Source organism: Brucella sp. LJL56 (genome assembly GCF_054871705.1).
This window is the reverse complement of record NZ_JBTXLQ010000001.1, coordinates 523,477-543,496: the sequence shown is the minus strand read 5'-3', so window position 1 is coordinate 543,496 and position 20,020 is coordinate 523,477. Positions and strand designations below refer to the sequence as shown.

Sequence of the window (20,020 nt, the reverse complement as noted above, 5' to 3'; positions counted from 1 at the left end):
CGCTCTTCTCGCGGCACGGCTCATCCGTAGCCGAAGGATCTTGAAACATGACAATGACTGCAGAAACAGGCGGCAGAGCGAACGGGCCTTCGGGCAATCGCCTGACGGATCGCCTTTCCATGCGCACAAGACGGTTGATCTGGGTGTGGAGCTTCCTCGCTCTCCCGATCCTGTTCTATTCGGTCATCCGCTTTTACCCGACGATAGAGGCCTTCTGGCTGTCTCTCACGGACTGGGACCTGATGAACCCGCCAAAGTTCATCGGCTTCGCCAATTACCAGAAGCTCTTTGCCGATCCGGAATTCTGGAAAGTGTTCAAGAACACTTTCACCTATCTGCTGGTCGGTACGCCGATAAGCCTCGTGGTGGCGTTTACAATCGCCTATTTCCTGGATCGCGTGCGCATCATGCACGGCTTTATCCGCGCGCTCTATTTCCTGCCTTACCTCACCACGGCTGCCGCCATGGCATGGGTCTGGCGCTGGTTCTATCAGCCCGCGCCGATCGGCTTCATCAATAATATCCTCAATGCGGTCGGGCTTCCGCAGCAGGGCTTTCTGCGCTCGGTCGATCAGGGTCTCTATGCGATCATGGCGACGTCCATCTGGGCCGGTCTCGGCTTCCAGATCATCATCTTCATGGCGGGTCTGCGCGCTGTTCCCAACACTTTCTATGAAGCCGCACGCATCGACGGCCTCGGTGAGTGGGCGATCCTGCGCAAGATCACGATCCCGCTTCTGAAGCCCACCACGGTTTTTCTCGTCGTCTTCTCGTCCATCGGTTTCCTGCGCATCTTCGATCAGGTCTACAACATGACCACGAACGATCCCGGCGGCCCGCTTGGCTCCACCAAGCCGCTGGTGCTGATGATCTATCAGACGGCCTTCTCCTCCTATGCGATGGGTTATGCGGCTGCGCAAACCGTCGTTCTGTTCACCATCCTGCTTTGCGTCTCGCTGTTGCAGCTCTGGATCCTGAGGGAAAAGAAATGACAGCGTCCGCTCAAAACAAACCGCTCCCTTTCCAGAATCTGCGGCCCGGTCGCATCCTGACATGGACGCTGCTGTTCATCGGTGGCCTCATCATGGTCACGCCGTTGGCCTTCATGTTCTCTACCTCGCTCAAGACGGCAGGACAGGTCTATGACCTGCGCCTGATTCCGGCGGAGCCGACACTGCAGAACTATGTCACTATTCTTGCCGATGGGCGCTTCCTGCGCTGGTTCCTGAATTCCATGATCGTTGCGGTCGTGGTCACGCTGTCGAATGTCTTCTTCGACAGTCTCGTCGGTTATACGCTGGCGAAATTCCAGTTCCGCGGGCGCTATTTCATCTTCCTCGCCATCCTGTCCACACTGATGATCCCCACCGAAATGCTGGTGATCCCGTGGTATCTGATGTCGAGCAAGCTCGGCTGGCTGGACAGCTACTGGGGCATCATGTTCCCCGGCATGATGACGGCCTTCGGTACGTTCCTCATGAAGCAGTTCTTCGAAGGTGTTCCCAACGACTTTCTGGAAGCTGCCCGCGTCGACGGCCTCAACGAATTCCAGATCTGGTGGAAAGTTGCCATGCCGCTGGTGACGCCTGCGCTCTCGGCGCTTGCGATCTTCACCTTCCTCGGCAACTGGACCGCATTCTTCTGGCCGCTGATCGTTGCAACCAGCCCGGAGCTTTATACGCTGCCGGTCGGGCTTTCGAGCTTCGCCGTCGAGCAGTCCATCCAGTGGGAAATGATTATGACCGGCGCGGCAATCGCCACGCTTCCCACGCTCGTCGTCTTTCTTCTTCTCCAGCGTTACATCGTGCGCGGTGTCATGCTTGCTGGCCTCAAGGGTTGAACCATGTCCGATCTCGATCCACGGCTGTCCGATAAAAGCGTCTTCCCCGATCCGGTTTACAAGGAAACCGTGCTTCGCCCGCTTTTTGACGGCGCCAAGACCCATCACGTCGACGGCTTTCGCCGCATCGACCGCGCCCATCTCGTCATGCTGACCGAAGCCGGCATTCTCGACCGCGAACAGGCCGCAGCCATTGCGGGTGCACTGGAAGCCATCGACAAGGAAATCGATCCTGCGAAGCTCACCTATACGGGTGAAGTGGAGGACTTCTTCTTCCTCATCGAGAAGGAGCTGAAGGCGCGCATTGGTGCCGATACTGCCGGTCGCCTTCACACGGCGCGCTCGCGCAACGATATTGACCACACGCTGTTCAAGCTTGGCCTCAAGGATCGTATCGATACGCTGATGACGCAGGCGCGCAATCTGCTGGATAGCATGATTGCAGCCGCCGAGCGTGAAAAGGAGACGCTGATCGTCGCCTATACGCATGGCCAGCCTGCACAGCCATCGACCTTCGGTCACTATCTTTCGGCGGCAATCGAGGTTCTCATCCGGGATATGGAACGGATGGAAGCCGCGCGCGCCATCGTCAACCTGTCACCCATGGGGGCGGCGGCCATCACCACCTCAGGCTTCCCGATCGATCGCGCACGAGTGGCGAGCCTGTTGGGCTTTGCTGCCCCCTTATCCAATTCCTATAGCTGCATTGCGGCGGTAGACTACATAACCTCCACCTATTCGGCTCTGGAGCTGATGTTCGTGCATCTGGGGCGCCTCATTCAGGACTTCCAGTTCTGGACCAGTTTCGAGGTCGGCCAGATTTACGTGCCGAACGCCTTCGTGCAGATTTCGTCGATCATGCCGCAGAAGCGCAATCCCGTTCCAATCGAACATATGCGCCACCTGGCAAGCCAGACCATGGGCCGCGCCCGCACCGTCCTCGACGTGATGCACAACACACCTTTCACCGACATGAATGACAGTGAGGGCGAGACCCAAGCGATGGGTTATGAGGCATTCGCTTCCGCTGGCCGCGTGCTGGATCTTCTGGCCGCGTTCATCGGCGCGATCCGGATCGACCCGGCCCGCGTGGCGGAAAATATCCGCCGCTCCTGCATCACGATCACCGAACTGGCGGATTCGCTGGTGCGCATCGAAGGGCTTTCGTTCCGGCAGGCGCATGAAATCGCAGCCAAGGTCGCGCGCGCTGTCGTCGCGATGGGCGGCGGTCTGGAGAAGGACGGTTTTGAGCCTTTCCTCGATGCTTTCCGCGAGTCTGCCGGGCGCGAGCCATCCTTCGGGCGCGAGAAGTTCGAGGAACTGGTTTCGCCGCAGCATTTCGTAGCCGTGCGCGACCGTCTCGGCGGTCCGGCACCAACCGCGATGAACGCGGCACTCGCGCGGCACAAGGCGGAAGCGGACCGCTTCAAGGCAATCGCTTTCGACCACGCGGCCGCCGAAGCAAAGGCTGCCCGCGAGCTTAATGAAAAATTCAGTGCACTTGTGGAGGCACGCTGATGGCAACCATCGAACTTGAAAAGCTGGTCAAGCGTTATGGCAAGGTCGAGGCGGTCCGGGCAATCGATCTCCAGATCAAGGATGGCGAGTTCGTCGTTTTTGTCGGCCCTTCGGGCTGTGGCAAGTCCACGACCTTGCGCATGATCGCCGGGCTTGAAGACATTTCCGGCGGTCATCTGAAGATCGGCGGCGAAGTTGTCAACGAACGCGATCCGAAGCAGCGCAACATCGCCATGGTGTTCCAGAATTATGCGATCTATCCGCATATGACCGTGCGCCAGAATATCGGCTTCGGGCTTTATACGTCGAAACTGTCCAAGGCCGAGAAGGACAAGCGCATCGAGGAAACCGGCAAGGCGCTCGGGCTGGAACCCTATCTCGACCGTCGCCCGGCGGCACTGTCCGGTGGCCAGCGCCAGCGCGTTGCCATCGGTCGCGCCATGGTGCGCAATCCGTCAGCCTTCCTTTTCGATGAGCCGCTGTCGAACCTCGACGCCCAGCTCCGCGCGCAGATGCGCATCGAAATCAAGCGCCTGCATCAGCGTCTCAAGACGACGACCGTTTACGTGACCCATGACCAGGTTGAAGCCATGACCATGGCCGACCGCATCGTTGTCATGCGAGACGGCCGTATTCTCCAGACCGGTACGCCGACCGAGCTTTATGAAAATCCGACCGACGTGTTTACGGCGCGCTTCATCGGCAGTCCGTCGATGAACCTGATTGCGGGGCGCCGCAATGGATCTGGTGTGGAACTTGCGCCGGATGGGGACATTCTGGTTGGAATTCGCCCGCATGACCTGAAAGTCGAGGACGGGACAGCCAGCGGCTTATCGCTCACCGGTACAGTGACGGCGGTAGAGCCGCTTGGCGCGGAGACGCTGGTGCATCTCGACGTCAACGGCGTTTCGGTGATTGCAACGGCTCCGGGCAAGGTCATTCCCGCAACGGGCGGCATGCTTTCCGTGTCCGCACCTGCCGGAAGCCTCTATCTCTTCGACGCCAAGACCGAGAAAAGTCTGGGTCGCCTATGATGCCGCAACAATTCAGGCGTCCGGCAGTACTCAGCATCGGGCGGATTTACTGCGACCTCATCTTCACCGGGCTGCAATCGCTGCCGCAGCCCGGCCGCGAGGTCTTTGCCGAAAGCATGAAGATGGCGGCAGGTGGCGGCGCCTTCATTTCCGCTGCGCATTTGGCTCATGCGGGAAGGGCGGTCGCGCTGGTCGCACGGCTCGGCTTCGACGGCCTGTCGCGCGGGCTGGAGCCGGACCTGAAGATCGACGGTGTCGATCTGCGCTTTCTGGAGCGGGCCGACGATGCCGGGCCGCAGGTGACGGTGGCAAGCGTGATCGGCAATGATCGCGCATTCCTCTCGCGCCGCGCCGGTTCTGCACTTCCGTCGACGCTCGAAACCGCGTTGCAATGGAAGGATGCAGGGCATCTGCATATCGCCGAGTTCGCCACGCTGCACGAAATCCCCGATCTCGTGCAGCAGGCAAAGGCGGCAGGTCTTTCCGTCTCGCTCGATCCGAGCTGGGATGAAACCCTGATCTACGATCCCGGCCTGCTCGCAGCTTGCGAAGGCGTCGACATCTTCCTTCCCAACCGCGAGGAAGCGCAGGCCATAACCGGCCATGACGATCCGGCTGCGGCGCTCGACGCACTTGCCGGGCACTTCCCGGTCGTGGCTCTCAAGGGCGGCGGCGACGGCGCATGGTTGCGTACAGCCGAAACGGACCTTCACATGGCGGCAAAGGACGTACCGGTCATCGATACGACCGGAGCGGGTGATGCTTTCAATGCCGGCTTTATCGATGCATGGCTCGAAGGTCACGACGCGCACCGGGCACTTGCAGCCGGTATCGAATATGGAAGCCTCGCCGTACAGGCGGCAGGTGGCGCCTCCATCCTGCGTTCGCCCGAACGACTGGCTGGATGAAGACGAGGGGCGGCATTGGTCGCCCCTCCAGAAGCTTGTTGTATTTTTGCAATATGTTGTGTGGAAATTGCCCACACGGTCTTGCCGGTTTTTTTCGGTAAGAACACACAGAAGCTCATGTTTTGACTGGATAAAACATGAGTGTAATACGCATGTTTATATACAGCACTTGGAATCCTTCTAAATCACTGTGATTGCGCGATATTTTTCAGGCGGTTATGGCATGATGCAGGGCTCGCACGGTTTGCGCAGGCCTGTACATATGCAAGTCTGGAGAGCGGGCGCGAATGACTTCCCGGTTGTGGGATCTGACAGAACTCTATGAAAGCGAGCGCTCGAGCCTGCACGCTTTCGTGCGGCGTATCGTCGGAAACTCGACCACGGCGGAAGATGTCGTGCAACAGGCCTTTCTCAACCTGCTGGCCAGACCCGACGATGGGATGCAAGCGCCGGGGCCTGCTTATGTGAAACGCGCCGCGCGCAATCTTGCGCTCAATCATTTGCGCGATATGCGCCGCCGCAGCGACGTCGAAGTTCAGGATGATGCGCCGGAGCGTTTTGCCGATAGCCGTCCGTCGCCGGAAATGACGGCGCTTTATCGTAGCGAACTGCGCCAGCTTCTGCAGGCCATTGCGCTTCTGCCACCGCGCCGTCGTGAGGCCTTCGTTCTCAACAGGATTGAGGGGCTGACCTATGACGAGGTCGCGGAGCGTATGGGAATTTCCCGCAATACGGTTATAACGCAGATCGTGGCAGCACTTGCCGAACTGGACAGACGGCTTGCGGAATAGAGCGCATTCCGAAAAGTATGAACGGTTTTCGGACAAGATGCACTCTAACCAAAGCCGATAATGGGAACGTTCAAACGCGCATGAAGGATTTCGAGACCGATCCGGTTTTCATGAAAGCGCTGGAATGGTTTGTTCTCTTGCAGGACAAAACCGCCAGCGCCGAGGACCGGCGCGCCTTTTCGGTCTGGATGGCCTCCGATCCGGCGCATCGTGTGGCTTATGAACGCGCACAGACGCTGTGGCAGCGTTTTGATGCGGTGAAGCCGGAATATGATCGTTACCGCCGGTCCAGCCGCGTCAATCGTCGGGGCGTTGTGCTGGGAGCGCTCGCCGCTGCGATCCTTGCGCCTGGCGCTTACATGCTGTCGCGTCCGGGATTGTTCGCCACATACCGAACCGATGTCGGCGAGCGTCGCAGTTTCACCCTTGCCGATGGCAGCACTGTGGAACTTGGCAGCTATTCAGCGCTTTCGGTCGATTTTTCGGACAGTCGGCGCAATCTCGTGCTTCATCAAGGACAGGGCTTCTTTCAGGTCGCAGCCGATCCGGCACGTCCCTTTGTCGTCAATGCCGGCGGCGGCACGATTACCGCACTTGGAACGGCGTTCGACGTCAAGCTGTCGGATGATGCCGTGACGGTCTCGGTGGTCGAGCATGCCGTCTCTGTGGCTTTCGGTGTTGCCGATCCAATCCGTCTCGATGAAGGATGGCAGGTTACCTATGGCGGGGACGAGATCGCCATGCCGCATCGTGCCGATACGCAGATCGTGGAAGCCTGGCGCAATGACCGCGTCATCTTTGAGGATGTTCCGCTGCGCCGTGTCCTGAGCGAGCTGGAGCGCTACCGGCGTGGCCGTATTTTCCTGACCGATGCCGAAATCGGCAACATGCCGGTGACGGCAATCTTCGACACGCGCGATGCGGAAGCCGCACTCACCACCATTGCCGAAACCCTTCCAGTCAAAGTTCTGAATGCTTCCGGATGGGTGACTGTCGTGACGCGCAGATAAGCATCCAATAGTTGGAGCTTTTCCATGTGCAGACCATAAGTGGATAAAAAAAGTCAAAAAAATTTCCTGACCGATCATTAGTTTGCGTTTCCGAGGTGTCTGACTCTCTGAAGGGCTGTTTTGCAGCCAGCATAGAACGGGAAAATCCTGCTTATGGCAGGGGCGTCAGACATCGGGGATTAGAGCATGCGCGTCGATAGGAAGAGCGAAATTCAGACCGGAAACAACCAGAAACGTGCAGCTCTTCTCAAATCCGGATTGCCCGTAAAATTGCTCGCTGCCACTGCACTCATTGCCGTGGCAGCACTTGCGCCAAATCCGGTTCTGGCCCAGACGGCAGGGGCTGCGCAGGTCCAGCGCATTTCATTCGATATTGCGGCACAGCCGCTTTCAAAAGCTCTGGTGCAATATTCCAGCAAGACCGGCGTTCAGCTTTTCTACGATGCGAACATCGTGCGCGGCAAGAATTCGGGCGGTGCGCAGGGCAGCCTGACGCGGTCGGAAGCGCTGGGCCGCATCCTGTCCGGCTCGGGCCTGTCCTATCGCATTCGCGGCAACACCGTCACCATCGCAGCGCAGTGGGCGGGTGAGGACGGCACGGTTGCCGCCGACGGTTCGCTTCTGCTGGATACGATCACATTTCAGGGCAACAATAGCGGGGATACGTCGGCGAGCGTCGTGGTCGACAGGTCCAGCGGTGGCACCAAGACCGACACACCCCTGATCGAGGTGCCGCAGTCGGTATCGGTGGTCAGCCGCAAGCAGATTGAAACCCAGAATGCCCAGAGCGTGACGGAAATGCTGCGCTATGTGCCGGGCGTCACCATCGAAACTTATGGCCCCGACCCGAAGGGCTATGACTGGATTCTCATGCGCGGCTTCAACGCGCAGTCTACCAGTTCCTATCAGGACGGGTTGCGCCAGCTCTCCAACAGCTACACCTTCTTCCGCAACGATCCCTATGAACTGGATTCCGTCGAGGTTCTGCGCGGACCCGTGTCGTCGCTTTATGGCCAGAGCGATGCTGGTGGCCTCGTCAATCGCATCACCAAGAAACCGCAGGCCGAGGCATTCCACGAAGCCTCCATTGAATATGGCAGCTTCAACCGTAAGCAGTTCGGCGTCGATCTGACCGGTCCCGTCAATGAAGACAAGACCCTGCTTTATCGCCTGATCGGTGTGGTGCGGAAGAGCGATACGCAGTTCGAATATTCCAATGGCGACAAGGTGAAGGACGATCGCTACATGATCGCCCCGTCGCTGACCTGGGCGCCCGATGCCGACACGACACTGACGGTTTCCGGCCAGCTTTTGCGTGACGACAGCGGCGGCAGCGTGCTGCCCGCCACCATCAGCAATCTCTATCCGGGACTGCCGGATATTCTGGTGGGCGACCCGGATTTCAACCGCAGCGTCCAGAAGCAGGGCAGCATCGGCTATGAGTTCGAACATCACGTCAACGACACATGGACGTTGAAGCAGAACCTGCGTTACGGTCAGGTCAGTTTCCTGCTGGATAATGTGCTTGCGCTTGGCCTTGGGCCGACGGGCATCACTCGTCAAGCGCGCCGTTTCGATGAAAACATGAGCGGTTTCGTCGTCGACAATCAGGCGATTGCAGAATTTGAAACCGGAAACATTGCGCATCAGGCGTTGTTCGGCCTCGATTATTCCTATTCGGATTCCGACGTGATGCAGTATCGTGATCCGGCTCCAAGCCTCAATCCTTTCAATCCGTCCTATGGCATTCCGATCGCGGTGCCGACCACGATGACGCAGAGTTATCGTCAGAAATACAATCAGACGGGTGTTTACGCGCAGGATCAGATCAAGCTGAATGAGAGCTGGATCGTGACGCTCGGCGGTCGTTATGACTGGCTGAGCCTCGATAATCACAACCGGCTTGATAATAGCGACACGGATCAGGATATCGGCAAGTTCAGCGGCCGCGCCGGCCTTACCTATGTCACGCCATGGGGCATTGCGCCCTATGTCAGCTATTCGGAATCCTTCGTTCCCAATCTGGGCACGGATAACAGCGGCAACACTTTCGATCCGTCCGAAGGACGCCAGTGGGAAGTTGGCGTAAAGTATCAACCGAAGGATTTCGACGGTCTGTTCACGCTTGCCTGGTTCGACATCGTGAAATCGAATGTGGTTTCCTATAGCTATGTCGATGGGCCACAGGCGACAGGCGAGGTGCGCTCGCGCGGTCTGGAACTCGAAGGCAAGGTCAATCTCACCTATGGCTGGGACTTCATCGGTTCCTACACCTATACCAAGACGGAAGTGACCGAGGACGCGCCGCAGTTCATCGGCAACCAGTCGACCATGGTGCCGGAACATCAGGCTTCGGCGTGGCTCAACTATACCGTCGGCAGCGGCGTTCTCGAAGGGCTCAGCCTTGGCAGTGGCGTGCGTTATGTCGGTTCCAGCTATGGCGACAAGGCCAATACGGTCAAGGTCGATGGCCGCACGCTGGTCGATGCCGGCATGAGCTACAAATACAAGGACATGACCTTCCAGCTCAACGCGACCAATCTCTTCGACAAGAAATATTTCACGACCTGCGAAGACACCTTTAGCTGCTATGAGGGCGACCGCCGGTCGGTCATTGGTCGCGTGAAGGTCAGTTTCTGATGGGCGAACAGGTTTGCTGACACGTCGCCAGATATTGCTTGGCTTGTCAGCCGGTCCGGGCCTCGCGCTTTGCGCGGGGCTTTCCGGTTTTCCGGCGCGCGCCGCATCCGCATCACGCATCGTCGCGATCGATTGGGCGGCTGCCGAGGCCATGCTTTCCTTCGGCATCGTTCCGGTCGGTCTTTCAGATACCGGCTTCTACCGCCAGCGCATGGCTTCACCCGTTCTGCCGGACGGCGTTGCCGATGTCGGGCCGTTCTGGGATATCAATCTGGAGGCGCTTGCGGCGTTGAAGCCCGACTTCGTCATCGCAACCGATTACAATCTGGTGATGACACCGCGCATAGCGGATGTGGCGCGTATAGAACTTGTTCCCAGCATCACGACGCCCAATGTCGAGCGCTATCAACTGGCGGTCGATATTCTGAACCGGGTGGCGGATCTGTGCGGCCTGCCGCGCGCGTTGGCGGCATCGGTTGCCGAAGCGGCTGAACAGAGATTTGCCGCGGCAAGGTCAGCCATAGACGGGCATCAATACCCCGTCGGCATCATGCTGCCCGATATTGGCGGGCGGGAAATGACCATGTACGGGAAGGGTACACTTCCCGATGCAGTCCTGCGCAAGCTCGGTCTCGACAATGTGTGGACCGGGCCGGTGAACGGAACCGGCATGGCACGTGCCGGGCTCGACCAGTTGATGGCCAACCACGATGCTGCTTTTCTGGTGGTGGAGATCCCGTCGCAAAAGCTCCAGACGGAACGCTCCCTGCAGCAGAACACCATGTGGAAACTTCTCGGTCCTGTCCGCAACGGGCGGGTCGCATGGCTGAACCAGTTCCATCCTTTCGGGGGCGTGCCTTCTGCAGCGCATCTGGCTGATCTGGTTGCGTCGGCGCTGAAAACCATGGCGTGAGGGAGGCCCGATGAGCATCGGTTCGGTTTCATCTGGAAAAGAGCGTGAGGATCGCCGCTTCTCACTGCGCTGGCTTGTGCTGGGCGTCTCGGTCGCGCTGGTCCTGTTGCTGGTGGTTCAGGGCTTCCTGACCATTGCCGCGCCGGGCGAATGGCTCCGGATTGTTACGGCGCCCGATCTGGACGATCCGCGGCATGTCATCGGCTTTTACAGTTTTCTGCCGCGCCTCGCCGTTGCCATGCTGGTCGGCGGTGCGCTCGGTCTGGGCGGTGCGGTGTTCCAGACCGTCCTGCGCAATCCGCTGGCAGAACCCGGTCTGCTCGGCGTCGCCTCCGGCGCGCAGATTGCGCTCGCTCTGGCTTTGGTCTTCGCGCCCGGCCTGTGGACTGGCGGTAGCGAAGTCATCGCGCTTGCCGGCGCTGCCCTTGCGCTCGGGCTTTCGCTGCTGATCGCCTCTGCCGGGCGGTTCTCATCGACGACGGTTGTGCTGGCCGGTCTGATGGTCGGCCTATACTGCAATGCAATCTTCAGCCTGCTGGTTCTTTTCAATCATGACTATCTCATCAATCTTCTGACCTGGCAGGCCGGTTCGCTTCAGCAGGGCGGGTGGGAGGTTTTCCTCTATCTCCTGCCGCGCCTGTTGCCGCTGGCGATCCTCATATTCCTTTTGCAACGGCCGCTCAATCTCCTGTCGCTGGGCGACAATCAGGCGAGGGGGCTCGGTGTTTCTCCCGCCTTCATGCGGCTGGTGCTTCTTGCCGCCGGCGCTGCCATGGCCGCAGTCATCACCAGCAGTCTCGGGCTGATCGGCATGATCGGATTGGCTGCGCCAAGTCTCGCCCGCGCGTTTGCACCGGGACAGGATGGGCGCCGTCTCGTCTGGTCAACTGTGCTTGGGGCGTTGCTTCTTGTCGGCATCGATCAGATCCTGCGGGCAGTCACCCCATTCATCGGCAATATTCCATCCGGTGCCGCCGCCGGACTTTTCACCGGTCCGATTCTCGTCATTCTGGCGAGCCGGGTACGGCTGCCGAGCACCCCTTCGGCTCACGAACCGACGCCTGAAGCGAGAAGCATCAAAAAACCAGGTTTGGCGCTCTGCAAACTTTTAGGCATTTTCGTGATTTGCATGCTTTTGTCGGTTTTAGTCGCGAAAAACACCCCGATCATGTCGCTAAACGCCCCGGACTTTGTGGCGACGACATGGCGATTTCCGCGCATTTTTGCGGCGGCGGGCGCTGGCGTATGCCTGGCGGTTGCCGGATTGATCCTCCAGGGCACGCTCCGCAACCCGATGGCAAGCCCCGATCTGCTTGGAATCGGCTATGGCGCGGGCTTTGGCCTCGCCATTGCGGTGCTGTTTTTGCCCGATGCCGGCGGCATGTCGAAACTCGCCATCGCTTCCATCGGTGCGTTCGTCGTCCTGACCGCAGTCTCCCTGATCGGCTGGCGCATGGCCTTCCAGCCGGAGCGCGTTCTGCTGGTCGGGGTTGGGCTTGGAAGCATATTCCATGCCCTGATGATTCTGTTGCTTGCCAGCGGAAATCCCCGCGTCGCTGGGCTTTTGAACTGGTTTTCAGGGTCAATGGGCAATATCGGCTGGGATGATGCGGTGCTTGTCTGTTCCTGCGCCTTGGCTGTTCTTGTCGCGGCTATATTTCTCAAACGTCCGCTCGATATCTTTCCGCTGGGCGATATGACGGCACGCTCCATCGGCATCAAGGTTTCAGCCAGCCGTGCCGTGCTTCTTGCCGTTGCCGGTATGGCCACCACAGCAGCGACCCTGACCATCGGCCCGATCAGTTTCATAGGGCTTATGGTGCCGCATCTTGTGACGATGCTCGGGTTTCGTAACGCATTGATGCGTATTGCTTCTTCGGCAATTGTCGGCGCTTCGCTACTGGTCTTCGCCGATTGGGCGGGGCGCAATCTGGCTTATCCGTGGCCGATGTCGCCAGGCCTTCTGGCAGCGCTTTTTGGGGGACCGTTCTTCCTGTGGCTTCTCTATCGGGAGAGGCATTGAAAGGAGCTGTAGAAAAACGCAAGAAAGACGCCCAATGCTGATTTTTGCACTTGCGCTTGTCGCGCGAATTGCCTAAACGGCTCTCACAGTGGCTGGCCAGACATTTGGCGGGACAGTCGGGCGATTAGCTCAGTTGGTAGAGCGCTTCGTTTACACCGAAGATGTCGGGAGTTCGAGTCTCTCATCGCCCACCATTACCTTTAAAATTAAAGCCTTATATTTAGGATACGGTCAGTGAGCCATTCGAAGGGAACATTGGCTTGCTTAATCCAACCTATTTGCTCAGGTCGTGTGCGGGCATTCTTTATCGGCGTTGGCCTCCGCCGCGCCAGCTACAGCCACCTGGTCAGCATCCGGTAAAGCCTTTGCGATGGCCTCGCCATATCCGCCCCCTCGGTCACGAGCGACGATTGAGATCGTCTGATGCTGGGCGAGCCATAAGCGAGACGTATCCGACGCCCGAAGGCAGAAGAGTGACAGGTCTCCGTCGTTCCAGATCGCAAACAATTTTTCCATAAGTCTAACCGCGTCGGAAGGCAAAACCATCAATGCCGATGACAGTCAGATCATCGCTCTGATCGGCGGCATGCCGACGGGCCACCCGCAACAGGGTATCGTTACTTACCGGCATCATAAGACGATTGGCTAAGGCTGCTGCTGGTCTGCCTCCGAGCGCCAAACCGAGGTGGTGGACGATTGTCTCTAACCGTTGGGTTCGCCGATCCTCCCATGAAGCAGCGAAAGTTTGCCATTCGGCAGCAGCAAGTTTGAGTCAGAGCCAGTTCTCAGTGAAAATGAACAGCGGCGTTCAAAGTGCCGCCCTTTATATTAATACGTCCTTTTTCTGGTGGGATGATCCGCTCAAAAAATAAGTTTCACGAGCAGGGGAACCACAAGCGACGTTGCAATCGCATTCAGGGCCATGGCAATCCCGGCAAAAAGCCCCGCCGTTTCATCAACATCGAAAGCGCGCGCAGTTCCGATGCCGTGTGACGTCAGCCCAACTGCAAATCCCCGCGCGGCATAATCCGTTATCCGCATCGCATTCATGAAAGGGGTGACGACCAGTGCTCCGATGATACCGGTCAGTATGACCAGTACTGCGGTTAGTGATGGCGTGCCACCCAGTGTCGAAGAGATCGCCATGGCCACGCCTGCCGTCGCAGATTTTGGCAGGAACGAAATCAGCACGTCATTGGAGAGATTGGCCCATTTGCCCATCACGACGATTGAAAAAACTGCGAAGAAGGAGCCGACAACCAACGCTGCTCCCATTGGAATGAGCGCTTTGCGCACCTGATGCCATTGGTGGAATAGAGGCACCGCGATGGCAACGGTGGCCGGACCAAGCAGGAAGTGGATAAACTGGGCTCCCTCAAAAAAACTCGCATAGGGAACATCGAAGATCACGAGCAGGCTGGAAAGCAGCACGATGGAAATCAGAACAGGATTGGCCAGCGGATGGCGTCTTAGCCGGACTGAAATGTGCGTTGCCACGATCCAGGCGCATAATGTGAGTGTCAGCCATAGCAACGGCGAGGCTGAAAGATAAACCCATAGTTCAAGCGGATGTTTCATAGCATTATCTCCGCTCCATGAGGCGCTGCACGAGAACGAAGGTCCAAACCGTTACCGCCAATGTGAGAACTGCCGAGACAACCACAATTGCCAGAATTGCGGTGGCTTGTCCCTGAATCTGGTGCCACATGGCCACCACTCCAACGCCGGCCGGCACGAAGAGCAGACCGAGATTGCTGAGAAACCCATCCGCGGCCGTTTCGGCTTCGGCAAAGATATTCCAGTTGAACATCTTGCACAGTTGCATGGCGACGAACAGAAGCACGAGTCCCACAACAGGTCCCGGTATGGGGAACTCACTCATGAAGATGATGCTTTCGCCAAATAGCTGGAACAATAATAGAAGCGCTATACCCTTGATCATTAAGGCTTCGTCTCCGGTTAAGGCATTTTCAACAATTCAGGCAAAAACGGAATTGCTCCATACTTTTCATAGCTAAGGTAAACGACCGACGATCCCGCAGTCTACATGGTCGGCGGTGATAGTGTTTTTCTGATTTGAGCGCGTATGTGCCCGTAGAACTATCCCGTGCAAAAGGCACTTGCAGGATACCGGGTTTCGAAAATGTGCCTCCTTGTATGCCGACAAGCAGTACCGATATTACACTCAGTTACTAATATATACCGCTAGGCGTAAGATATTCACTACGCCTCAAGGAGAGAACGATATGGAACTGGGCGTATATAGTTTCGGGGATGTGCAGAAGAATACCGCTACCGGCGAGCTCGGCTCTACCGCAGATGCAACACGCAACTTGCTTGAAGCCATCCAGCTCGCCGATGAGGTCGGGCTCGATTATTTCGGTATTGGCGAGCATCATACACGTGAGATGCCAGCTTCGGCTGCGACGGTCATTCTGGGTGCGGCGGCTTCGACCACAAAGAACATTAAGCTTGGTAGCGCGGTAACTGTGCTGAGTACTGATGATCCGGTACGCGTCTATCAGCAGTTTGCCACGGTGGACGCGCTGTCCCACGGTCGTGCTGAAATCACGGCGGGTCGAGGTTCTTCAACTGAATCCTTTCCGCTTTTCGGGCATGATCTCAGCGACTATGACGAGCTTTACGCCGAAAAGCTTGATCTGCTTTTGAAGATCAATGAAAGCGAGAACGTCACCTGGCAGGGTAAATTTCGCGCGGCATTGAACGACGCGCTTGTCGTGCCACGTCCAGATAGCGGTTCGCTGCCGGTCTGGCTCGCAACGGGTGGCAATCCGCATTCATCGGTTCGTGCGGGCCTGCTCGGTCTGCCAATTTCCTATGCAATCATCGGTGGGCAGGCGTCGCGTTTTGCACCGCTGGCCGATCTTTACCGCCGCGCAGCCGCCCAAGCGGAAATCGCCCCGGAAAGAGTGAAGGTCTCGGTCGCAACACCGGGCTTCATCGGCGAGAATGCTGCGGAAGCAAAGGAATTCTTCTGGACCCATTGGCATGCCGTCATGGAACAGCTTGGCAAAATCCGGGGCTTCGCGCCGCCGCCACGTTCGCATTATGACCGTGAGGCAAGTGGTGCGGGCGCGCTTTTTGCCGGTAGCCCGGAGGAAATAGCCGAACGTATCGTCGAGTTGCACAAGCACATCGGCCATATGCGGCAGTTCTTGCAGATGGATGTCGGACAAATGTCGCACAGGGCATTCCTGCGTTCGATAGAGCTGCTAGGTACCAAGGTAAAGCCGCTTGTCGATGCGGAACTGGGTTCTGGAAAATAAACAGGAGCAAACTGAATATGCCAACATCTCAGGTCAAGACAATCGGCATATTGGGTGCGGGCCGCGTCGGCACCGCCATAGCTCGTCGTGCACTTGCGGCGGGCTATGCGGTGCGAATGGCAACCTCCAAAACGCCAGCAGATATTGCACTTGTGCTGGAAATCATGGTGCCGGGCGCACGGGCCGATACGGCAGAAAATGTGATTGCAGTTGCTGATATTGTCGTTCTCGCATTGCCGCTGTCCAAGTATCGCAATCTTTCGCCGGAACTGCTGAAGGGCAAGATCGTTATCGATGCGATGAACTACTGGGCACCGACAGACGGAACGATCACCGAGTTTGAGGGTGAGCGTTCAAGCAGTGAAATTGTGCAGGATTATCTGCCGGGTGCGCGGCTGGTGCGGAGCTTTAACCATATGGGCTATCATGAAATAGATGAGGCAGCTCGTTTGGCGGGCGATCCGGAACGCCGTGCGCTGGCCATTGCCGGGAACGATGCGGATGCGCGCCGGGAGGTGGCTGCCTTTATCGACCGGATCGGGTTCGATCCTGTCGATGCCGGGCCGCTGGCTTTCAGCCGTTTGTTCGATACGGGAACGTCGTTGTTCGGCGCGATGGTCAATCGGGTGGATATGGAGCGCGCTCTTCAATTGCAACGCGTAGGATAGAGCGTTTCCGGCAAAACTGCGAAACGTTCTAGTGGATTGAATTTGACGTTTGAATTCCGACCAACTGAAACGATGTTTCAAACGTAAACTCGAAAAATCCACTCGATTCATAAACTTGCTAATGGTCTTTTGGTTCCGGCATTTGTCCCGCGCCAGTAACCGAGGGATGCAAATGTTGGAATCAGACCACTAGAAGATCAGAAAGTGGGAGAGACTAAAATGGTCGATATGAGGATGGGCAAGGAAGACGAAGATGCCCGCAGCGGACGTTATGTGGCCCGTATCGAGGGAATTGAAGGTGAAACTGAAATCACCTTCACCAAGCGTGGTGCCAACCTGATCAGCGCAGACCACACCGGAGCGCCGGATAGTATGAAGGGCACGGGTTCGGCCGCAGCGCTCGTAACGTTCATGATTGAGGATGCGCGCCAGAATGGAATGAAAATTATACCGCTCTGCCCCTATGTACGCGCGCAATATCGCAGGCATCCGGAATGGGCAGATGTGATGACCGTGCCGCCGGGCGAAGACCCGGCGGTCTGACTACGCTTCAGGGAAGGACGAAGCGTCTGATGTATTGAGATTACGAGCGACTGTGAGATGAAGATGGGTTGGCACAGATCAGCCGGTCATCATTCGATAGATTGCCGGTAGGGCGACAGGCAGTTTCGCCAGTTTGGCGACCAGCGCATAGTTTCTCCGGCCGAAAAGCGCCGGGAGATAGGCGCTCGCCTCCCGGTCGACCGTTACGGCAAAGACATTGACACCTGTTGTGCGTGCTTCACTGACCGCCCTGCGACTGTCCTCCAGTGCGAACCGGCCCTCATAATGATCGACATCGTTCGGTTTCCCGTCTGTCAGAACCAGCAGAAGCTTCTTTCGGTTCGGCTGTTCGGCAAGCTTTGCCGTTGAATGGCGAATGGCCGCTCCCATACGTGTGTAGAAGCCCGGCTTCAGCGCCGCAATCCGGTGTTCTACGGCAGGGCCGAAGGTCTCGTCGAAGTCCTTCACGGTTTCGACCCGCACCCATGAGCGGCGGCGTGAGGTGAATGTCTGGATGGAACAGCGGTCGCCACATGCGGCAATACCGTTGGCCAGAACCAGAAGCGCCTCCTTTTCCACATCCAGCACACGCCGATTATCGATCCACGCATCGGTGGATAGCGAGACATCGACCAGAATTGTGACGGCGAGGTCGTTTGCCTTGGGTCGGCTCATCAGATGCACATGGTCGCTGCCCTGACCTCCGGCGGCGAAATCGCATCTTGAACGCACCACGGCATCAAGATCGAGATCGTTGCCATCGAGCTGCGCCCGCATCAATTCGCGGCCGGGCCGCAGGATCTCGAACTGACGACGCACCCGGCGCACAAGGCTCGTCGCTTCATCGTCCAGTTCCATGCGCACATCTCGGGCTTGCGCCGGTGCTGCCAGAACGCTGCAATGATCCTGAAGATAAACGCCTTTCCGATAGTCCCATTCGGGATAGGTCAGTTTCGCGGTAAGAGCTGTTCGGTCGACAGCTTCCGGCGGCAGATCGAGATCGAAACGGAAACGGGCTGCAGGTCTGCCTTTGCGCTCGCCCAATGTCAGATCGTCAAGTTCATCGGCAGACTTTGCATTCTGTTCGTCGCTATCGTCCGTTGGCCGGTCGACGCTCACCATCTCTGCCATGGCAAGGATTTTCTCAAAGCGATTGAGAATGAATGGGCTCCTGTCGGCCAGCCTCGAGTCCTGCTGCTCGCGGTTTGCAATCTGCCGTCCGGTTTCGACACCTTTCGCCCTACTATCGAGTACCGGCTGGTCGTCACTGTCGCGAGGCGCGGTTTCCTCGCGTCTTATCAGCTCCGGCCAAAGCGGTACGGGCAGGGCGGGCAGGTATCCTGCGGGCGCACAATGCGGGAAGATTGTAGCGAGACTATCGTCCGTCAGTCCTGCACCCTGTTTCAGAAGTGACAGAATGCGCTCCTCCACCTGTTGCTCTAGACCATAGAGCGAACGTTTGGGACGCACGGCCAGCACTGCTTCGCACAGGCGCGCATAACGTTGCTGCAGGCCCGGAAATATCCGGCAAGTCTTCGCAACGGTATCCGATGCCACGGCAAGCGCCACAAGGTTGCGGCGCAAAGGGTCATGGGGAAGCTCGTCCACTTCGGTCGGCATAACTGCCATGTAACCCGCAAGCCAGACATAGAGGTCGTAATTGAGCGTGCGATCGGGGAAGAGCGCAATCTCCTGCGGTAGCATCAATGTCGCTTCATCCCGCAACGGGTGGCTAAGTTTCTCTTCGCCCAAAGCCATGCGCTGCCGCAATCCCAGCCTGTGCCCGGAGGTTCGGGCACGGGCCGGGGCAATCTGTACGGCGACATCGCCACCAAAACCACGAAAGCAGATGGCGAGTTTCTGGCGAATATCGCCAAGTTGCACGGCGTGCTGGGGATAATGCGGCCACGATCCGGTCTTGCCGATCAGGCGATGCCAGGCCCGGCCAACGGTTTCCTCCAGTTCCAGAAAATCCAGCATTGTATCTCTGCCTATTTCAGCATTGCATCAGCAACTTCGATCAAAGCGGCTTTCACATCCGGCTCATCGGTCAGCGGCTCGATCATCGCGGCGCGTGCGGCTTCGCGTTGCGACATGCCTGCGTCGATCAGCGTGGCGCAGTAGACCAGCAGACGTGTTGAAACGCCTTCCTCCAGATCGTGGCCTTTCAGTCCGCGCAGCCGGTGAGCCAGTGCCACCAGGGGCGCAACGTTTTGGGCAGCGAGGCCGCTTTCTTCGCTCACCACCGTGATTTCCTGTTCTTTGGGCAGGAAATCAAACTCGATGGCGACAAAGCGCTGTCGCGTGCTTGGCTTCAGGGATTTCAGCAGGTTCTGGTAACCCGGATTATAAGAAACGACGAGCATGAAGCCGTCAGGCGCTTCAAGCAGTTCGCCGGTGCGTTCCAATGGCAGAAGGCGGCGGTCGTCGGTCAGCGGATGCAGAACCACGGCCACGTCCTTGCGGGCCTCGACGATCTCGTCGAGATAGCAGATACCGCCTTCACGCACTGCGCGGGTCAGCGGACCGTCGACCCATATGGTATCGCCACCTTTCAGCAGATAGCGCCCGGTCAGATCAGCCGCCGCCAGATCGTCGTGGCAGGAAACCGTCGAGAGCGGCAGACCGAGTTTTGCGGCCATATGGCTTACAAAGCGCGTCTTGCCGCAACCGGTCGGTCCCTTGAGAAGCAATGGCAGCTTACGCGTCCAGGCCATTTCAAAGAGCGCGCATTCATTACCGGACGGGCTGTATGGTGGGATCGAGACATCGGCATTTTCTACATTTCTGAGAATGGGGTTCATGGCCGTTTTCCTTTGTATCAGGCAATGAAGCCCCGCCTGAT

The 20,020-nt window shown here is 58.0% G+C and carries 17 protein-coding genes, 1 tRNA gene and 1 pseudogene; 14 read left to right on the top strand and 5 right to left on the bottom strand.

Features of this window, described 5'->3' with window-relative positions:
- Positions 1-47: 47 nt before the first annotated feature.
- The 11 genes from ACYSN1_RS02655 to ACYSN1_RS02605 all read left to right on the top strand — a co-directional run bounded on the left by ACYSN1_RS02655 (position 48) and on the right by ACYSN1_RS02605 (position 12,871).
- On the top strand, positions 48-992 hold the full coding sequence (locus ACYSN1_RS02655; RefSeq protein WP_461724290.1) for a carbohydrate ABC transporter permease: 945 nt from the start codon (positions 48-50) through the stop codon (positions 990-992).
- A complete protein-coding gene (locus ACYSN1_RS02650) occupies positions 989-1,840 on the top strand; it encodes a carbohydrate ABC transporter permease (RefSeq protein WP_461724289.1) in 852 nt (283 codons plus the stop codon). The genes ACYSN1_RS02655 and ACYSN1_RS02650 overlap by 4 nt, the downstream gene beginning before the upstream one ends.
- A 3-nt stretch (positions 1,841-1,843) precedes the next feature.
- Positions 1,844-3,358: an argininosuccinate lyase gene (gene argH / locus ACYSN1_RS02645; protein ID WP_461724288.1), complete on the top strand. Its 1,515-nt coding sequence runs from the start codon at positions 1,844-1,846 to the stop codon at positions 3,356-3,358.
- The gene (locus tag ACYSN1_RS02640) at positions 3,358-4,392 is read left to right on the top strand and encodes an ABC transporter ATP-binding protein (protein ID WP_461724287.1); all 1,035 of its coding nucleotides are present in this window, start codon (positions 3,358-3,360) and stop codon (positions 4,390-4,392) included. The genes argH and ACYSN1_RS02640 overlap by 1 nt, the downstream gene beginning before the upstream one ends.
- Positions 4,389-5,300 (top strand): carbohydrate kinase family protein, encoded by a 912-nt coding sequence (locus tag ACYSN1_RS02635; RefSeq protein WP_461724286.1) that lies wholly within the window; start codon positions 4,389-4,391, stop codon positions 5,298-5,300. Before ACYSN1_RS02640 ends, ACYSN1_RS02635 begins: the two co-directional genes overlap by 4 nt.
- Before the next feature lie 287 nt (positions 5,301-5,587).
- Positions 5,588-6,091 carry an RNA polymerase sigma factor gene (locus tag ACYSN1_RS02630; RefSeq protein WP_461724285.1) on the top strand — a complete coding sequence of 168 codons (504 nt, stop codon included), beginning with the start codon at positions 5,588-5,590 and terminating at the stop codon, positions 6,089-6,091.
- Between the two features lie 80 nt (positions 6,092-6,171).
- Positions 6,172-7,101 carry a FecR family protein gene (locus ACYSN1_RS02625; protein WP_461724284.1) on the top strand — a complete coding sequence of 310 codons (930 nt, stop codon included), beginning with the start codon at positions 6,172-6,174 and terminating at the stop codon, positions 7,099-7,101.
- A 186-nt stretch (positions 7,102-7,287) separates the two neighbouring features.
- Positions 7,288-9,741 (top strand): TonB-dependent siderophore receptor, encoded by a 2,454-nt coding sequence (locus ACYSN1_RS02620; RefSeq protein ID WP_461724283.1) that lies wholly within the window; start codon positions 7,288-7,290, stop codon positions 9,739-9,741.
- 13 nt (positions 9,742-9,754) lie between these two features.
- Positions 9,755-10,654, top strand: coding sequence for an ABC transporter substrate-binding protein (locus ACYSN1_RS02615; protein WP_461724282.1), 900 nt, complete (start codon positions 9,755-9,757; stop codon positions 10,652-10,654).
- 10 nt (positions 10,655-10,664) lie between these two features.
- A complete protein-coding gene (gene fhuB, locus ACYSN1_RS02610; RefSeq protein WP_461724281.1) occupies positions 10,665-12,677 on the top strand; it encodes a Fe(3+)-hydroxamate ABC transporter permease FhuB in 2,013 nt (670 codons plus the stop codon).
- Between the two features lie 118 nt (positions 12,678-12,795).
- Positions 12,796-12,871, top strand: a tRNA-Val gene (locus tag ACYSN1_RS02605).
- Positions 12,872-13,013: 142 nt separating this feature from the next.
- Here the strand turns inward: ACYSN1_RS02605 and ACYSN1_RS02600 are convergent.
- The 3 genes and pseudogenes from ACYSN1_RS02600 to ACYSN1_RS02590 form a co-directional block, all read right to left on the bottom strand.
- Positions 13,014-13,398 (bottom strand): annotated as a pseudogene (locus ACYSN1_RS02600) (transposase); the annotation flags it as partial.
- 140 nt (positions 13,399-13,538) lie between these two features.
- Positions 13,539-14,255 carry an LrgB family protein gene (locus tag ACYSN1_RS02595; RefSeq protein WP_461724280.1) on the bottom strand — a complete coding sequence of 239 codons (717 nt, stop codon included), beginning with the start codon at positions 14,253-14,255 and terminating at the stop codon, positions 13,539-13,541.
- Between the two features lie 4 nt (positions 14,256-14,259).
- Positions 14,260-14,619, bottom strand: a complete 360-nt coding sequence (locus tag ACYSN1_RS02590; protein WP_461724279.1) for a CidA/LrgA family protein — start codon at positions 14,617-14,619, stop codon at positions 14,260-14,262.
- Positions 14,620-14,923: 304 nt separating this feature from the next.
- Here ACYSN1_RS02590 and ACYSN1_RS02585 point away from each other — a divergent pair, with 304 nt between their 5' ends.
- The 3 genes from ACYSN1_RS02585 to ACYSN1_RS02575 all read left to right on the top strand — a co-directional run bounded on the left by ACYSN1_RS02585 (position 14,924) and on the right by ACYSN1_RS02575 (position 17,175).
- Positions 14,924-15,964: an LLM class flavin-dependent oxidoreductase gene (locus ACYSN1_RS02585; protein WP_461724278.1), complete on the top strand. Its 1,041-nt coding sequence runs from the start codon at positions 14,924-14,926 to the stop codon at positions 15,962-15,964.
- Positions 15,965-15,981: 17 nt separating this feature from the next.
- Complete coding sequence (locus ACYSN1_RS02580; protein WP_461724277.1) at positions 15,982-16,632, top strand: NADPH-dependent F420 reductase; 651 nt, start codon at positions 15,982-15,984, stop codon at positions 16,630-16,632.
- A gap of 219 nt (positions 16,633-16,851) precedes the next feature.
- Positions 16,852-17,175 (top strand): GNAT family N-acetyltransferase, encoded by a 324-nt coding sequence (locus tag ACYSN1_RS02575; protein WP_140019731.1) that lies wholly within the window; start codon positions 16,852-16,854, stop codon positions 17,173-17,175.
- Between the two features lie 78 nt (positions 17,176-17,253).
- Here the strand turns inward: ACYSN1_RS02575 and ACYSN1_RS02570 are convergent, their stop codons facing one another.
- A complete protein-coding gene (locus tag ACYSN1_RS02570; protein ID WP_461724276.1) occupies positions 17,254-19,155 on the bottom strand; it encodes a nitric oxide reductase activation protein NorD in 1,902 nt (633 codons plus the stop codon).
- An 11-nt stretch (positions 19,156-19,166) separates the two neighbouring features.
- On the bottom strand, positions 19,167-19,979 hold the full coding sequence (locus ACYSN1_RS02565) for an AAA family ATPase (protein ID WP_461724275.1): 813 nt from the start codon (positions 19,977-19,979) through the stop codon (positions 19,167-19,169).
- Between the last annotated feature and the right edge of the window lie 41 nt (positions 19,980-20,020).

What these genes read in the sequence shown, in the direction of transcription:
- ACYSN1_RS02655 (WP_461724290.1), top strand. Translation starts at nt 48, where the DNA reads ATGACAATGACTGCAGAAACAGGCGGCAGAGCGAACGGGCCTTCGGGC.
- ACYSN1_RS02650 (WP_461724289.1), top strand. Translation starts at nt 989, where the DNA reads ATGACAGCGTCCGCTCAAAACAAACCGCTCCCTTTCCAGAATCTGCGG.
- argH (WP_461724288.1), top strand. Translation starts at nt 1,844, where the DNA reads ATGTCCGATCTCGATCCACGGCTGTCCGATAAAAGCGTCTTCCCCGAT.
- ACYSN1_RS02640 (WP_461724287.1), top strand. Translation starts at nt 3,358, where the DNA reads ATGGCAACCATCGAACTTGAAAAGCTGGTCAAGCGTTATGGCAAGGTC.
- ACYSN1_RS02635 (WP_461724286.1), top strand. Translation starts at nt 4,389, where the DNA reads ATGATGCCGCAACAATTCAGGCGTCCGGCAGTACTCAGCATCGGGCGG.
- ACYSN1_RS02630 (WP_461724285.1), top strand. Translation starts at nt 5,588, where the DNA reads ATGACTTCCCGGTTGTGGGATCTGACAGAACTCTATGAAAGCGAGCGC.
- ACYSN1_RS02625 (WP_461724284.1), top strand. Translation starts at nt 6,172, where the DNA reads ATGAAGGATTTCGAGACCGATCCGGTTTTCATGAAAGCGCTGGAATGG.
- ACYSN1_RS02620 (WP_461724283.1), top strand. Translation starts at nt 7,288, where the DNA reads ATGCGCGTCGATAGGAAGAGCGAAATTCAGACCGGAAACAACCAGAAA.
- fhuB (WP_461724281.1), top strand. Translation starts at nt 10,665, where the DNA reads ATGAGCATCGGTTCGGTTTCATCTGGAAAAGAGCGTGAGGATCGCCGC.
- ACYSN1_RS02595 (WP_461724280.1), bottom strand. Translation starts at nt 14,255, where the DNA reads ATGAAACATCCGCTTGAACTATGGGTTTATCTTTCAGCCTCGCCGTTG.
- ACYSN1_RS02590 (WP_461724279.1), bottom strand. Translation starts at nt 14,619, where the DNA reads ATGATCAAGGGTATAGCGCTTCTATTATTGTTCCAGCTATTTGGCGAA.
- ACYSN1_RS02585 (WP_461724278.1), top strand. Translation starts at nt 14,924, where the DNA reads ATGGAACTGGGCGTATATAGTTTCGGGGATGTGCAGAAGAATACCGCT.
- ACYSN1_RS02580 (WP_461724277.1), top strand. Translation starts at nt 15,982, where the DNA reads ATGCCAACATCTCAGGTCAAGACAATCGGCATATTGGGTGCGGGCCGC.
- ACYSN1_RS02575 (WP_140019731.1), top strand. Translation starts at nt 16,852, where the DNA reads ATGGTCGATATGAGGATGGGCAAGGAAGACGAAGATGCCCGCAGCGGA.
- ACYSN1_RS02570 (WP_461724276.1), bottom strand. Translation starts at nt 19,155, where the DNA reads ATGCTGGATTTTCTGGAACTGGAGGAAACCGTTGGCCGGGCCTGGCAT.
- ACYSN1_RS02565 (WP_461724275.1), bottom strand. Translation starts at nt 19,979, where the DNA reads ATGAACCCCATTCTCAGAAATGTAGAAAATGCCGATGTCTCGATCCCA.